We start from the raw sequence: 13,669 nt of genomic DNA, 5'->3' as shown, positions 1-13,669 counted from the left end.
ACCAGGCCCTCCCGGTCTACGGCTTGAGCGGGTCGTGGCCCAGGGTCATCAGGCGGTGCCGGCGGGCGTCGTCCGCCGCCGTCTCCCGCTCCGGCTCGTCCGCCATGTCCACGAGGTCCCCGACCGTGTCGACGACCTTGTGCATCACGCGGATGTCGTCGTCGGTGAGATCGGTGCGGCGTTTCTGGAGGATGGCGAGAACATGCTGCCCGGTCGGCGTGCCGGCCTCCTCGGGCAGCGGCTCGGCCTCCTCGTCGGCGTCGCGGACCCGGAGCCAGGCCGCGAGCTCGGCGGAGGTCATGTTCACCACGCGGTGGAAGTCCTCCCACAGCGCTTCGGTTTCGAGGGCGTCGGCCATGGGTTTCCCCTTCCGTGCGGGGGCGTCGTCTAGCTGGGGGCGTTCTCGCGCGGGTGGTTCTCGGCCTGGAACATCCAGCGCTGCTTCTCCAGGTCGGCCGTGACGGAGATCAGCAGGTCCTGGGTGACCGGGTCGGGCTTCTCCGTCGCCGCAATCCGCTCGCGCAGCCGGCCGACGGCCGTCTCCAGCGCGGACACCATCAGCTCCACCACCTCGGTGTCGCGCAGCCAGCCGTCCTTGGTGCCGGGCAGCGCGAAGGTCGCGGCGATCGTCTCGGGCCGGCCGTCCGGGGCCACGCCCAGCGCGGCGGCGCGTTCGGCGACGGTGTCGGAGTGGGCGCGCGCCGTCGCGACCACCTCGTCGAGCTGGAGGTGGATCGACCGGAACCGCGGACCCACGATGTTCCAGTGCGCCTGCTTCCCGATCAGCGACAGCCCGAGCAGGTCCACCAGGGTCTCCTGCAGGGCGGTCCCGGTGACCCCGAGCGCTTCCTCGGGCAGCGTGCTCTTCACCACGGCCATGGTGCGTCCGTCCCCTTCCGTCAAGTCTGTCAGGAATCGTCTGTGCCCAGTCGTCTGTGCCCAGTCGTCTGTTTCCAGTCGTCTGTGTTCAGTCGCCTGGGTCCGAAGGGGCGGGTGCCCAGCGCCCTGAGAGGTAAAACAGGCCTGGTCAGTGGGGGAGTGCCGCGTCCAGGAAGCGGATCACCTCCGCGAAGGCCTCCTTCTTTCCGAGCTCGTGGAACACCTCGTGCCGCGCCCCGGCGAAGATCCGCTCCGTCAGCCGGCCGCCGGCGAGCCGCTCCACGCCGATCCGGCTGCCGGACGGCGGCACCAGCCGGTCGTCGTCCCCGTGCAGCCACAGCAGCGGCAGGTCGCCCACGTTCCCGCCCCGGCCGACGGCCTCCAGGGTCCGGGTGAACGCCTCCAGCGTCGGCCGCTTCATCGGCCCGTGCCACACCAGCGGATCGGCGGCGTAGGCGGCGCCGACGGCCGGGTCCCGGGACAGCGCGGCCGGGCTGACCGGGGTGTCCGGGATCTCCGGCAGGGCCAGCAGTCGCCCCGGCAGCTCCCAGATGCCGATCACCGGCCCCGAAAGGACCAGTGCGCTCAGTTCGGCCCGGTACCGCTGGGAGTAGCGGGCGGCGATCAGTCCGCCCATGGAGTGGCCGACCATCACGAGCGGCAGCCCGGGGTGCGCGGCCCGGGCGAGGTCCGCCACCGCGTGCACATCGGTGACCACGTCCTCGAAGTCCTCGATCAGCACCCGTTCCCCGGCCGACCTGCCGTGGCCGATGTGATCGGGCCCGTACACGGCCGCCCCGTGCCCGGTGAGGACGGCGGCCGGTTCGTCGTACCGGCCCGCGTGCTCGCCGTATCCGTGCACGATCAGCGCCAGGTACCGGGGTGCGGGGTGCGGCCACTCGCGTACGGCGACCGGGCCACGGGTGCCGTCGAGGGTGTGCTGGCGGACGTGGGGCATGTCTCCTCCGCTCTCCTCCGCCGACTCGGTGAAGGTCCGGTGGGATCTTCCCAGGGGGCCGGTCGGAGGTCTATAGTCCAAAACTAGCAGTGCTAATTAAGTGTCCCGTGTGGTCGCTGGTCCACAGCGTCGTGGATCAGTCGTAGGTCAGGAGTCCAAGCCGTGCGTCCCGTCCACTTCGCGGCCGCCCGCCGCACCCCCATCGGCAAGCTGCGCGGAGCCCTCTCCTCGGTCCGCCCCGACGACCTGGCGGCCGGCGTGATCCGCCATCTGGTGGCCGAGGTGCCCGAGCTCGACCCGGCCCGGATCGACGACGTCTACTGGGGTGCGGCCAACCAGGCCGGCGAGGACAACCGCAATGTCGCCCGCATGGCCGCCCTGCTCGCCGGGCTCCCCGACTCCGTACCCGGCGCCACCGTCAACCGGCTGTGCGCCTCCGGACTAGAAGCGGTCACCACCGCCGCCCGCACCATCGCCGCCGGCGAGGCCGACATCGTGATCGCGGGCGGCTCCGAGTCGATGAGCCGCGCCCCCTTCGTGCTGCCCCGCCCCGACGAGGCCCTGCCCCAGCGCATCGAGACGTACGACACCCGCCTCGGCTGGCGCCTGGTCAACCCCGCGATGAAGGAGCTGCACGGCCTGCTGTCCATGGGCGAGACCGCCGAGGAGGTCGCCGAGCGGTACGGCATCTCGCGCGAGCGGCAGGACGCCTTCGCCCTGCGCAGCCACCAACTCGCCGCCGCCGCACGCAAGAACGGCCACTTCGACGACGAAATCCTGCCCGTGGAGCGCCCGGACGGGATCGTGGTCGAGCAGGACGAATGCGTCCGCGAGGACACCTCGCTGGAGAAACTCGCCCGCCTCAAGCCGGTCTTCCGCCCGGGCGGCACGGTCACGGCGGGCAACGCCTCGCCGATGAACGACGGCGCGGCCGGACTGCTCCTGGTCAGCGAGGAGGCCCTGAACGAGCTGGGTCTGGAGTCCCTGGGCCGCTATGTCGCGGGTGCCTCCGCCGGGGTCCACCCCGATGTGATGGGCATCGGCCCCGTCCCCGCCACCCGCAAGGTACTGGCCCGGGCCGGCTGGGACGTCGCCGACCTGCAGGAGGCCGAGTTCAACGAGGCGTTCGCCGCACAGGCCCTCGCCTGCGTCGAACAGCTCGGCATCGACCCGGACCTGGTGAATCCGACCGGCGGCGCCATCGCCCTCGGCCACCCCCTCGGCTGCTCGGGCGCCCGCATCCTCACGACGCTGCTGCACCGGATGCGGCGCACGGGCGCCGAGCGGGGGCTGGCGACCATGTGCGTGGGGGTGGGGCAGGGGAGCGCGGTGCTGGTCGAGAGGCACTAGAGGGTGGCGTTCTCGCCGGGATGATCCAAACGACACCCCCCAGCCCGCTTACCAAGGGGGGATCCGGTCGGTCGAGCCGCAGCAAGGAAACGGAGCAGCACTCCATGGCAACCCTGTCCGTCGCCGCCATCCTCGCCGAGAACGCCCGGCGCCGTCCCGACAGGACGGCGCTCGTCGAAGGCGAGCTGCGGCTGACCTTCGCGGAGGTGTGGCGCAGGGCCCTGGCCCGGGCGGGCGCGCTCACCGGGCTCGGCGTACGACCGGGTGACCGGGTGGCGCTGATGGCCCCCAACACCGCCGAGTTCCCGGTCGCCTACTACGCGATCGCCGCGGCGGGCGGAGTCGTCGTACCCGTGCATCTGCTGCTGTCGGCCGGGGAGGTCGAGCACGTGCTCAAGGACAGCGGGGCGACCCTGCTTCTGGTGCACCCCGCGCAGGCACAGACCGCACGGCCCGCCGCCGACGCCCTGGGCATCCGGACCGTGACCCTGGGCGAGGAGTTCGACAGGCTCACGGACGGCACCGAGCCGCTGCCGTCGTACGTCACCCGCGCCGTCGACGACCCGGCGGTGATCTTCTACACGAGCGGCACGACCGGCGTCCCGAAGGGTGCCGTGCTCAGCCACTTCAACATCGTGATGAACGCGACGGTCAACGCCTTCGACGCCAACGACATCCGCGCCGACGACATCGCCCTCGGCGCGCTGCCGCTGTTCCACGCCTTCGGCCAGACGGTGTCGCTCAACTCCACCTGGCGGGCGGGCGCCACGCTCGTGCTCCTGCCCCGCTTCGACGCGGCCCGCGCCATCGAGCTGATGGTGAAGGAGGGCGTGAACACCTTCCACGGCGTGCCGACCATGTTCGTCGCCCTGACGGCGGCGGCCCGGGACGCCGGGCCGCTCCCGGAACTGCGCGTGTGCGTCTCCGGCGGCGCCTCGCTGCCCGTCGCCGTACTGGAGCGGTTCGAGGCCGCCTTCGGGGCGAAGATCCACGAGGGGTACGGGCTGTCGGAGACCTCCCCGACGGCCACCGTCAACCAGCCCGACTTCGGCACCAGGGCCGGCACCATCGGCCACCCGCTGTGGGGCGTCGACGTGGAGATCGCCCGCGCCGAGGCCGAAGACCGCATCGAGCTGCTGCCGCCCGGTGAACTGGGCGAGGTCGTCATCCGCGGCCACAACGTCTTCTCCGGCTACCTCGGCCGCCCCGAAGCCACCGCCCAGGTCCTGGTCGACGGCTGGTTCCGCACCGGCGACCTCGGCACCAAGGACGAGGACGGCTTCCTGAGGATCGTCGACCGCAAGAAGGACGTCATCATCCGCGGCGGCTACAACGTGTACCCGCGGGAGGTCGAGGAGGTCCTGCTGCGCCACCCGGGCGTCGCCCAGGTCGCGGTCATCGGCCTGCCCGACGAGCTGCACGGCGAGGAGGTCTGCGCCGTCGTCGTACCCGCACCGGGTACCGGCCCCGACGCCGCAGCCATCACCGAGTGGTCCAAGGAGCACCTCGGCCGGCACAAGTACCCGCGGCGTGTGGAGTTCACGGACGCGATGCCGCTCGGACCCAGCATGAAGGTGCTCAAGCGGGAACTCCGGGAGCAGTACGCACCACGGTCATAGCGGGCGAGGAGACCGCGGCAGGGATCACCTGGCGAGACGGTCCTTACTCCTCAGGGTTGTCAGGACATAGCATCGGTCCCCGCATGAACACGATGACGCTCTGGCACATGTCCGGCTGGGGGTTCGCGGCGCTCGCCTGCGCGGCCCTGCTCGTCGGCTTCTCCAAGACCGCGGTGAGCGGGGCCAACACGGTGAGCCTCGCGATCTTCGCGGCGGTCCTGCCGGCCCGCGCCTCCACCGGCGTGCTGCTGCCCGTCCTGATCGCCGGGGACGTGCTCGCCGTCCTCACCTACCGGCGGCACGCCCACTGGCCCACCCTGTGGCGGCTGTTCCCGGCCGTCGCGGCCGGTGTGGTGGCCGGCACGCTGTTCCTGATGTGGGCCGACGACGGGATCGTACGGACCTCGATCGGTGCGATCCTGCTGCTGATGGCCGGTGTCACCCTGTGGCGGCGCCGGGAGAACGGCGGGGCCGGGGACGCGCCGGACACGGTGACCACCCGGGCGGGGCGCGCCAAGGCCCGCTCGTACGGCGTGCTCGGGGGATTCACCACGATGGTCGCCAACGCGGGCGGCCCGGTGATGTCGCTGTATCTGCTGTCGGCGGGCTTCCGGAAGCTGGGCTTTCTGGGCACATCGGCGTTCTTCTTCCTCATTGTGAACGTCTCGAAAGTGCCGTTCAGCGCCGGTCTCGGCCTGATCGACGGCCGTTCGCTGCTCCTCGACGCCGCACTCGCGGTGTTCGTCGTGCCCGGCGCGTTGTTCGGCAAGTGGGCTGTGAACCGGATCAACCAGCGACTCTTCGAACAACTCGTGATCGCGGCGACCGTCGTGGGCGGAGTGCAACTGCTACTGCGCTAGCCCCAGCAGGGCCGGGAGGTCCGCGAAGGAGTCCAGCACGTGGTCCGGCGTCCCGCTCGCGTTCTCGTGGGCCTCCGGCTGGTACTTGCCCGTCCTGACGAGCACCCCCGTGATCCCGGCCCGCTGCGCAGCGAGCACGTCCGACTCGATGTCGTCGCCCACCATCAGCGCCCGGTCCGCGCTCACCCCGAGCCCGGCCAGTGCCGTCTCGAAGAACGCCGCGGACGGCTTGCCCGTGACCTCGGCCTCCACCCGAGCGGCCTTCTCCAGCCCGAGCAGGAACGCGCCCGAGTCCAGTTGCAGCCCCTCGTCGGTGCGCCAGTACAGGTTGCGGTGCATGGCAATCAGCCGGGCGCCCCGCTGGAGATACCCGAAGGCCCGGTTGAGCGCCGGGTAGTCGAACCCGTCCCCCGCGCCGCCGAGGACGACCACGTCCGGACGCTCCTCGACGAGGACGAGGTCACCGAGGTCCTCCCCGATGTCCCCGCTGTTGAGCAGGGCACAGCGGGCACCCGGGAAGTGTTCGGCGAGGTGGGCGGCGGTGACGGCGGGCGCCGTGAGCACGTCCTGCGCACTCACCTCGAACCCGGACCCCGACAGCGTCTCGGCGATCGACGCCCGGGTACGGGACGTCGTGTTGGTCACCAGTGCCACACCGAGCCCCGCCGCGCGGATCGCGCGCAGCGCCTCCACGGCACCCGGCAGCGGCTTCCAGGAGACGGTGAGGACACCGTCGATGTCGATCAGCACGGCACGCACGGACTCCACGGATCGCATGGCTCGACGGTAGCGACCCGCACGGTGGAGCGTCCCGCACGACCTCGTACCCTCACCCCTATGCCCGCGCATGTCCTGGTCCTCGGCGGCACCACCGAGGCCCGCCGCCTCGCCGCCGACCTCGCCGCCCGGCCCGGCGTCCGGGTCACCACGTCCCTGGCGGGCCGTGTCGCCCGCCCGGGAGCCCTGGCGGGCGAGGTACGGATCGGCGGCTTCGGCGGCGCACAAGGACTGGCCGACTGGCTCCGCGCCCACCACGTGGACGCCCTGGTCGACGCCACCCACCCCTTCGCCGAGGCCATCACGGCCCACGCGGCCCGCGCCGCAGCGGCCACCGGAGTGCCGGCCGTGGTGCTGCGCCGCCCCGGCTGGCAGCCGGGCCCCGGCGACCGCTGGCACGACGTCCCGTCCCTGGCCGCGGCCGCCGAGGCGCTGCCGGGTCTGGGCCGCAGGGTGTTCCTCAGCACCGGACGCCTGGGCCTCGCGGCCTTCGCCCACCTGACCGGCCTGCACTTCGTCGTACGGTCGGTCGACCCACCCGAGCCGCCCCTGCCGCCGGACACCGAAGTCGTCCTGGCCCGCGGCCCGTTCACGCTCGCCGACGAGACCGAGCTGCTGCGGGGGCACCGCATCGACGTCCTCGTGACCAAGGACAGCGGCGCCCGGGCGACGGCCGCGAAGCTGACGGCAGCCCGGCGACTCGGCCTGCCCGTGATCGTCGTACACCGCCCGCCGCTGCCCCGGGGCGTCACGACGGTGCCCGACGTGGCGGGCGCACTGCAGTGGCTGGGCCTCGGCCCGGCGTGACGACGAGGCAGCCGGGGCCTCAGCCGTCGCCGGGGTTCCTGCGCAGCAGGTACGTGTCCATGATCCAGCCCTTGCGCTCGCGCGCCTCGGCCCGCACCTGCTCGATGCGGGGACCGGCCTCGCCGATCGGGCCGGAGACGAGGATCTCGTCCGCGGTGCCGATGTACGCGCCCCAGTAGATGTCGATGTCCTCCCCGGCGTACCGCCGGAAGGCCTGGTGGGCGTCCAGCATCACGACCACGTCGTCCACGCCCTCGGGGAAGCCCTCGGCCAGCCGCCGCCCGGTGGTGATCTGCACCGGACGGGCCACCCGGTTCAGTCCCGTGCGATGCCGGGCGACCAGCGCGGAGACACTGCTGATGCCGGGGATGACGTCGTAGGCGAACTCCACCGTGCCCCGCTCCAGCACCTCCTGCAGAATCCCCAGAGTGCTGTCGTACAGCGCCGGATCGCCCCACACCAGGAAGGCACCGGTGGCGTCCTCGCCCAGTTCCTCGATGATCAGCCGCTCGTAGATCCCGGCCCGCGCGCTGCGCCAGTCCTCCACGGCCGGTGAGTACGCCGGCCCGCCCGCCCTGCGGTCCCGCTCCGGGTCACGGGCCTCCACCACCCGGTACGACCCCTCGGGCAGATGAGCTTCCAGCATGTCCCGGCGGAGCTGGGTGAGATCGCTCTTCACCTCGCCCTTGTCGAGCAGGAAGAACACGTCCGTGCTCCGCAGCGCCTTGACCGCCTGCAGGGTCAGCTGGTCGGGGTCGCCCGCGCCGATACCGATGACATGAATCTTTCGCACGCCCCGAGTCTGCCGCATGCCACGGACAGCGGGTGCGGCGCCTCCGCCCGCCGGTGCCGGCCCGCGTCAGGACACGCGTCCGGAGTGGATCAGCGCATGCGTCAGGAGCGGAGCCGGGGTGCCTCGGCCGGCGCGTCCACGGGGCGCCCCCCGCTCTCCACGCGCGCCGCCAGTTCCCGCGCCCACCGGGTGAGCCCGGCGAGATCGATCCCGTACGGCCGGTCCTCGCCCTGCGTCGTCTCCCACTGCCCGAGTGCCCCGGCGCCCCGCCGCAGCAGACGCGCACCGCCCACGGCGTTGCCGCGGGCCGCGTGGGTGAGCCCGACCGCCAGCTGGGCCAGGCCCCGCCACAACGCCCGCTCCTCCTGCGGGCCCGACTTCCAGGCGTCCTCGAACACCTCGTGCGCGTGGAACGGCTTACCCGCGTCCAGCAGCTCCTGCGCCTGGGCGACGGTCTCCTCCGGCCTCCGCACAACCCCCTCCGGCTGTCGCGGTACGCCCTCCGCGCCGTAGGGCAGCGGGCGACCGAGCCCGTCCCGGGGCCGGGCGTTGCGCGCCCGCCCCTCCTCGTCCCGGTCCCTGGCATCCGATCCACCCGCACTCGTCATACGGCCGATTGTCCCCCGCCTCCCGCCATGTCCTGCCGGGCCCTCTTCGGCCCACACCCGGAGGTGGGGTAAAGTTCTGTTCGCGCGATCACGCGGATCACCGCGAGTGAGCGCATCGGGACGTGGCGCAGCTTGGTAGCGCACTTGACTGGGGGTCAAGGGGTCGCAGGTTCAAATCCTGTCGTCCCGACTTTGTGAAGTCGCAGGTCAGGGGTCGTTTCAGAGAGATCTGGAGCGGCCCCTCGGTCATTTCCCGGGAACGTCAGCTGCGCTGGAAGAACTCCACCTCCGCGACCGCGACATGACGATGCGCCGTGAGCCCCGTGACCGACCGCAGCACCAGCCGTACCCGCACCACGTCGCCGATCCCGGTCGGGAAGGTCTGCGGGCCCGGCTTGTCGCTGAGCGTGAGCTCCCTGCGGTGCACCGCACCGTCCGCCGACGTGACCTCCAGATCCATCCGGAGCGCCCGGGCCTCGCCGGCGTACTCCTGCGGTGACGTCGAGGCCCCGTTGGTGATGATGAGGTCGACCAGCCGGAACGGTGTGCCGAAGGTGTACGTCACGGAGGCACCCGCCCCGGGCGCGCCCCAATAGCGGTTGCTGAGGCCGTCCGTGGTGTTCGTCGCCGGATGCGAGGGCACCTGGGCGCCGGCCTTCACCGCGGCCGGGGTGACCGCCTTGACCCCGCCGAGTTTGTCCCGGGTGTCCTCGAACAGGGCGCGGCCGGCCGGCAGCAGGAGGAATCCGGCCGCGCACAGCGCCAGCACCACGGCCAGGGTCACCAGGAGCCGCGCCGCCCGCCCGGAGCCCGCCCGTACCCGTCGCCGGAACGGCCAGACCGTCCGCCACCACGGCAGCGGCGCGCGGTCCGCCGCCCGGCCCAGCGGACTGGCGCAGCGTCGGCAGAACCGGCGGTCCGACGGGTTGGGCGCACCGCACACCGGGCACGGCAGCCCCGACACCTCCTCCGGTTCCGCCACGGGTCGTACGACGGGACGCGGCGCGACGGGTTTCGCGGGCCGCACGGGCAGCACGGGTTCCGGCTGCGGCGCCCCGGCCGGCCGCGCCCCCTCCGGGGCCGGGGGCCGCGCGGGTACGGCGGGGCGGCCCGTGCGGCCCCGGCCTCCGCCGACACCGTCACCGCCCTCCCGGCCGGTACGGTCCCCGCTGCCGCTGCCGCTGCCGCTGCCGCTGCCGCTGCCGCTGCCGCTGCCGCTGCCGCTGCCGCTGCCGCTGCTCCGGTCAGCGGTGCCGGAGCCGCTGCCGCTGGTCCGGTCCGCGGTGTCGTGGCCGTGGGTCCGGTCGACGGTGCCGTTCCGGCTGTCGGCACCGGTGCCGGTGCGGGTGTCGGTGCCGCTGGTTCGGTCTGCGGTGCCGTTTCGGCCGGCCGAGTCGGTGCCGGTCCCGGTCGTGGTGCTCGTCGTGGGCGACGGGTCGTCGCGCCGGGCCGAGCCGCGGCCGGGGTCGCCGTCGGCGCCCGCGTCGACGACCGCGGACGGAGACGGAGCAGGACGTGGCGTCCGTCCTTCGCCCTCCGGTGGCGCCGTGTCCGGTGCCGCATCGCCCGGCGCAGGGACGGTCGACGGCGTGGACGCGGTGCGCGTGCCGCCCTCCGACCAGCCCAGGTAGGCGCCGCAGTTGCCGCAGAAGTCGTCAGTGGGGTCGTTGGACGCCCCGCACGAGGGACAGGCGCGCACGACGTCACCTCCCTTCGCCGGTGGGCGGGCCGGGCAGGACCTCCACCCGGCATGAGACATGCACCGGACACAGCGACCGGACGAGCTCCCGGACCCGGCCCTCGTCCACCTCCGGATCGCGGCCCGGCCACACCCGGACCACCACCTCGCCGGACGGCTCCGGCGGCAGCGCGGCGCCCGCGGTACGCGACCACACCGCCCCGCCGTCGCCGACGACATCGGCGTGCACCCCGAGCGTGAGCCGCAGCCGCTCCACCAGACCACGCCGGGTGCCGCGCCAGCGGTGCAGTTCCAGCGCGCGTACGACCGCCTCGCGGCGCAGTTCCGCGGGCCATTCCGGATCGTCGGCGGCGCCCACCCACGAGGCCAGCCAGACCACGAAGTCGAGCGGCGCCACCCGGGGGTCGAGGTAGGCGGGCAGGTTGTCGAGGGTCGCGAACACCGGGGCGAGGACGGTGTCCAGTCCCGCGGTGAACCGCTGGGCGAAGTCGTCGTCGGCGTACAGCGCGGGCAGCAGCCCGCCGATGGGATGCCGGCTCGGCAGACCGGGGACGGCGGCGCGGCTCATGCGCGGGCCTCCCCGTCGAGGGGCTGCACGACGACCTGGTGCTGGTACGAGAACACCAGCGCGCCCGGGGTCACATCGATACGGTCCACCGGCGCACCGCGCCGCCCGGTGATCGGGTCGGCGGCGAACAGCCGGATCTCCTCCACCAGCGCGTTGCCGGTGGCGCGTTGCAGCAGGCCGAACACCTCCCCGTACTGCACCGGCCGCCCGAACGGCCACCCGGTGCCGTCGGGCCCGCCGCGCAGCGGGTTGAGGTACCGGAACAGCGCGGCGAGCGCCGCCTCCCGCACCCGGTCCGCGTCCTCGGGCGCCGCACCGAGCCGCGCGACCACGGTGACCCCCTGGTAGACCGGCGGCTCCACCACCAGCCGGGTGCCGATCAGCCGCCGTTCGTCCAGGCTCCCGGTGATCGCCGTCAGCACCTGGTCGGACGGGATGAGCTGCTCGAACCGCAGCCGGTCGCCGTCGTCGGCCACCGCGTCCGGCACCACCAGCACCCGTACCGCACCCGCCCCGTCCGCCGTCGGCAGACAGCGCACGCGGCGCACCGAGGGCGCCGCCTGCCGGGCGATGATCTCGTAGTCCTCGGCGGTCACGGCCCGCTCCTGCATCCGCAGCGCGTCCGGGGCCCGCAGCTTCGCGTTGGCGACCGTCTCCCCGTCCACCCCGCCGCGTGCGGCCTCCCGGTTGCCGACCCGCGCGATGTACGGAACGGAACTGCGCAGCACGGAGATCGCGCCGCGCGCCACATTGCCGGCCGGGCCGCCGCCGGTGCGGTACCGGGCCACCCGGATCTGTGCGCCCTTCTCCGGTACGGCGCCGCACAGCCGCAGCGTGCCGTCCGGTTCCCGCAGCGCCGGCGGAAAGGCGAACTCGCCGGTGGTCGCGTCCACGTGGACGTGCCGGTCCCCGGGGCCCGAGCGGCCGAAGTGCTCCACCACCTCCCAGCGGCGCCAGCCGTCGGCCGAGGAGACCTCCACCACCGGCGGCTCGCCGTCCAGCAGCACCGGCGGCCGGCCGAGCCGGAACGTCTGCCCCGGCACGCCCTCCGACGTGCCGAGCGGAACGTCGGTGACGGTCTCCGCGTGCTCGACGGCCATGGTGCCGCCGACCGTGAACACGCTCGCCTCACGCACCGTCGGGGACTCCGAGTAGAACGGCTGGCCCGGCTCCGGCTCGGTCACCCGGCAGCGCAGCCAGCCCGCCCGGGTTCCGCCGATCACGGACGCCGTGTGCCCGGCCGGGACGTGCACGACGACCTCGCCGGGCCGGTTCAGCCCGCCGGTGGTGTCGGAGCCGGTCTCGCACTCCTGCCAGTGGCCGCCGTCCCACGCCTCCCACACCAGCGGCGGCTGGCGCGGGTCCACTCCGACGCCCTCCACCCGGCTGTCCAGCCGTACGGCGACCACGCACCGCGGCACCGCCGTCGGCAGCCCGAACAGCAGCGCGTCACCCGGCTCGGGGGACACCTGGAAGCACCGTACGTCGCGGCCCTCGGCGAGTTCACCGGTCCGGTCGGCGTGCTCCCCCGTGCGGGGCGCGGTCACCAACCGCATCAACTCGCTGGGCACGATGCGCAGTTCGTCCGTGGTCGCGAACACCACGGGCTGCTCCGCCTCGCCGTCCGCCGTGGTCACCTCGGTGCCCACGGGCAGCGTCACCGTGTCGGGCTGCGGCGCCGACAGCCAGAAGTCGACCTCGGCCGTGGCCGCCGACGGCGGGAACAGCCGGATGCCCAGCAGGTCGAGAAACGCCGTGTAGTTCTTGTCCGGAACCCGGTTCAGCCGGTACAGCAACTGGTCCACGAGGTACGCGAACGTCTCGATCAGGGTGACGCCCGGATCGGAGACGTTGTGGTCGGTCCACTCCGGGGCGCGCTGCTGCACATACCGCTTCGCCTCGTCGACGAGTTGCTGGAACCGCCGGTCGTCCAGGTTGGGGGAGGGCAGGGCCATCAGTCCGCGACCGCTTCCTCGGCCCCCTCCTCGGAGGGGATCGTGTAGAAGGGAAACACCAGGTTGCGCCGGTCGTTGGTGGACCGCACCGTGTAGCGCACGTCGATGTAGAGGGTTCCGGCGTCCACCGCGTCGTAGGCCACCATCACCTCGTCCACCCCGATCCGCGGCTCCCACCGCTCCAGCGCCTCGCGCACCTGCTGGGCGATCCGCCCGGCGGTGGCGCCGTCGCCGGGCGCGAAGACGTAGTCGTGGATGCCGCAGCCGAACTCCGGGCGCATCGGGCGCTCGCCGGGCGCGGTGCCCAGCACCAGCCGGATCGCCTCCTCGATCTCCCGCTCGCGCTCCACCATGGCGATCCCGCCGGTCGGCCCGACCCGCAGCGGGAACGCCCAGCCGCGTCCGATGAACCGCTCGCTCATCACAGACCCCCGATCCGGACGTTCGGGGCGCCGATCTGGACCGTTGCGCCGCACGCGGTGGCGTCGCCCGCCCGCGCGGCCGGCAACCCGCCGATGAGCACCTCGCCCGCGACGAGCGCGGCCGGGGCGGGGAGGATCACGTTGGCCGGTCCCATGGCGGCGTGCGGCGGCATCGCACAGGTGTGCAGACTGCCCACGACGGCGGCGGGACGGCCGCCGATCAGCACGCGCGCCACCGCCGTGGCGGCGCCGGGCGGCGGGGTGGCGATCACACCCCCGTGGCTGGTGGGGTCGCCGGTACGGGCTGCGGCGGGCATGCCGGGCTCCTCGAAGAACGGTCGCGGCCCCAAGGGCCTTGTACAATAAGGGAATTG

Annotated in this window: 15 protein-coding genes and 1 tRNA gene; 5 read left to right on the top strand and 11 right to left on the bottom strand. The window is 73.3% G+C overall.

All coding sequences use genetic code 11. From position 1 onward, the window contains the following. Positions 1-16: 16 nt before the first annotated feature. The 3 genes from ACIGXP_RS08540 to ACIGXP_RS08530 form a co-directional block, all read right to left on the bottom strand. Entirely contained in the window at positions 17-358 is a 342-nt protein-coding gene (locus ACIGXP_RS08540; protein WP_363219205.1) for a DUF3140 domain-containing protein, read from the bottom strand. A 29-nt stretch (positions 359-387) separates the two neighbouring features. Next, positions 388-879: a DNA starvation/stationary phase protection protein gene (locus ACIGXP_RS08535; protein WP_363219206.1), complete on the bottom strand. Its 492-nt coding sequence runs from the start codon at positions 877-879 to the stop codon at positions 388-390. Positions 880-1,027: 148 nt separating this feature from the next. After that, the gene (locus ACIGXP_RS08530) at positions 1,028-1,837 is read right to left on the bottom strand and encodes a lysophospholipase (protein ID WP_399765600.1); all 810 of its coding nucleotides are present in this window, start codon (positions 1,835-1,837) and stop codon (positions 1,028-1,030) included. Positions 1,838-1,999: 162 nt separating this feature from the next. Between ACIGXP_RS08530 and ACIGXP_RS08525 the strand changes: the two genes are divergently transcribed. The 3 genes from ACIGXP_RS08525 (at position 2,000) to ACIGXP_RS08515 (ending at position 5,666) form a co-directional block, all read left to right on the top strand. Then, positions 2,000-3,187: a thiolase family protein gene (locus tag ACIGXP_RS08525; RefSeq protein ID WP_399765597.1), complete on the top strand. Its 1,188-nt coding sequence runs from the start codon at positions 2,000-2,002 to the stop codon at positions 3,185-3,187. A 104-nt stretch (positions 3,188-3,291) separates the two neighbouring features. Next, complete coding sequence (locus ACIGXP_RS08520) at positions 3,292-4,806, top strand: long-chain fatty acid--CoA ligase (RefSeq protein WP_399765594.1); 1,515 nt, start codon at positions 3,292-3,294, stop codon at positions 4,804-4,806. An 83-nt stretch (positions 4,807-4,889) separates the two neighbouring features. After that, positions 4,890-5,666, top strand: coding sequence for a sulfite exporter TauE/SafE family protein (locus ACIGXP_RS08515; RefSeq protein WP_399765591.1), 777 nt, complete (start codon positions 4,890-4,892; stop codon positions 5,664-5,666). Here the strand turns inward: ACIGXP_RS08515 and ACIGXP_RS08510 are convergent. Next, positions 5,655-6,434 carry a TIGR01458 family HAD-type hydrolase gene (locus ACIGXP_RS08510; RefSeq protein WP_399766146.1) on the bottom strand — a complete coding sequence of 260 codons (780 nt, stop codon included), beginning with the start codon at positions 6,432-6,434 and terminating at the stop codon, positions 5,655-5,657. The two genes, ACIGXP_RS08515 and ACIGXP_RS08510, sit on opposite strands and share 12 nt — an antisense overlap. Before the next feature lie 69 nt (positions 6,435-6,503). Between ACIGXP_RS08510 and ACIGXP_RS08505 the strand changes: the two genes are divergently transcribed. Then, the gene (locus ACIGXP_RS08505; protein WP_399765589.1) at positions 6,504-7,250 is read left to right on the top strand and encodes a cobalt-precorrin-6A reductase; all 747 of its coding nucleotides are present in this window, start codon (positions 6,504-6,506) and stop codon (positions 7,248-7,250) included. Positions 7,251-7,269: 19 nt separating this feature from the next. On the opposite strand, the gene cobF is transcribed toward ACIGXP_RS08505, so the two are convergent. Beyond that, positions 7,270-8,043, bottom strand: a complete 774-nt coding sequence (gene cobF / locus ACIGXP_RS08500; RefSeq protein WP_399765587.1) for a precorrin-6A synthase (deacetylating) — start codon at positions 8,041-8,043, stop codon at positions 7,270-7,272. A gap of 101 nt (positions 8,044-8,144) precedes the next feature. Then, entirely contained in the window at positions 8,145-8,651 is a 507-nt protein-coding gene (locus ACIGXP_RS08495) for a DUF309 domain-containing protein (RefSeq protein WP_399765584.1), read from the bottom strand. Between the two features lie 116 nt (positions 8,652-8,767). Here ACIGXP_RS08495 and ACIGXP_RS08490 point away from each other — a divergent pair. Further along, positions 8,768-8,841 (top strand) — tRNA-Pro (locus ACIGXP_RS08490). A gap of 72 nt (positions 8,842-8,913) precedes the next feature. Here ACIGXP_RS08490 and ACIGXP_RS08485 read toward each other — a convergent pair. The 5 genes from ACIGXP_RS08485 to ACIGXP_RS08465 are packed head-to-tail and all read right to left on the bottom strand — an operon-like array spanning position 8,914 to position 13,612. Then, on the bottom strand, positions 8,914-10,350 hold the full coding sequence (locus ACIGXP_RS08485) for an NADase-type glycan-binding domain-containing protein (RefSeq protein WP_399765581.1): 1,437 nt from the start codon (positions 10,348-10,350) through the stop codon (positions 8,914-8,916). Positions 10,351-10,354: 4 nt separating this feature from the next. After that, complete coding sequence (locus ACIGXP_RS08480; protein WP_399765578.1) at positions 10,355-10,918, bottom strand: phage tail protein; 564 nt, start codon at positions 10,916-10,918, stop codon at positions 10,355-10,357. Continuing rightward, on the bottom strand, positions 10,915-12,873 hold the full coding sequence (locus ACIGXP_RS08475) for a putative baseplate assembly protein (protein WP_399765575.1): 1,959 nt from the start codon (positions 12,871-12,873) through the stop codon (positions 10,915-10,917). The genes ACIGXP_RS08480 and ACIGXP_RS08475 overlap by 4 nt, the downstream gene beginning before the upstream one ends. Continuing rightward, positions 12,873-13,295 (bottom strand): GPW/gp25 family protein, encoded by a 423-nt coding sequence (locus tag ACIGXP_RS08470; protein ID WP_363220304.1) that lies wholly within the window; start codon positions 13,293-13,295, stop codon positions 12,873-12,875. Before ACIGXP_RS08470 ends, ACIGXP_RS08475 begins: the two co-directional genes overlap by 1 nt. Beyond that, positions 13,295-13,612 carry a PAAR domain-containing protein gene (locus tag ACIGXP_RS08465; protein WP_399765572.1) on the bottom strand — a complete coding sequence of 106 codons (318 nt, stop codon included), beginning with the start codon at positions 13,610-13,612 and terminating at the stop codon, positions 13,295-13,297. Before ACIGXP_RS08465 ends, ACIGXP_RS08470 begins: the two co-directional genes overlap by 1 nt. Between the last annotated feature and the right edge of the window lie 57 nt (positions 13,613-13,669).

Source organism: Streptomyces sp. NPDC053069 (assembly GCF_044546895.1).
GTDB lineage: Bacteria > Actinomycetota > Actinomycetes > Streptomycetales > Streptomycetaceae > Streptomyces.
This window is presented reverse-complemented; position numbering and strand designations above follow the sequence as displayed.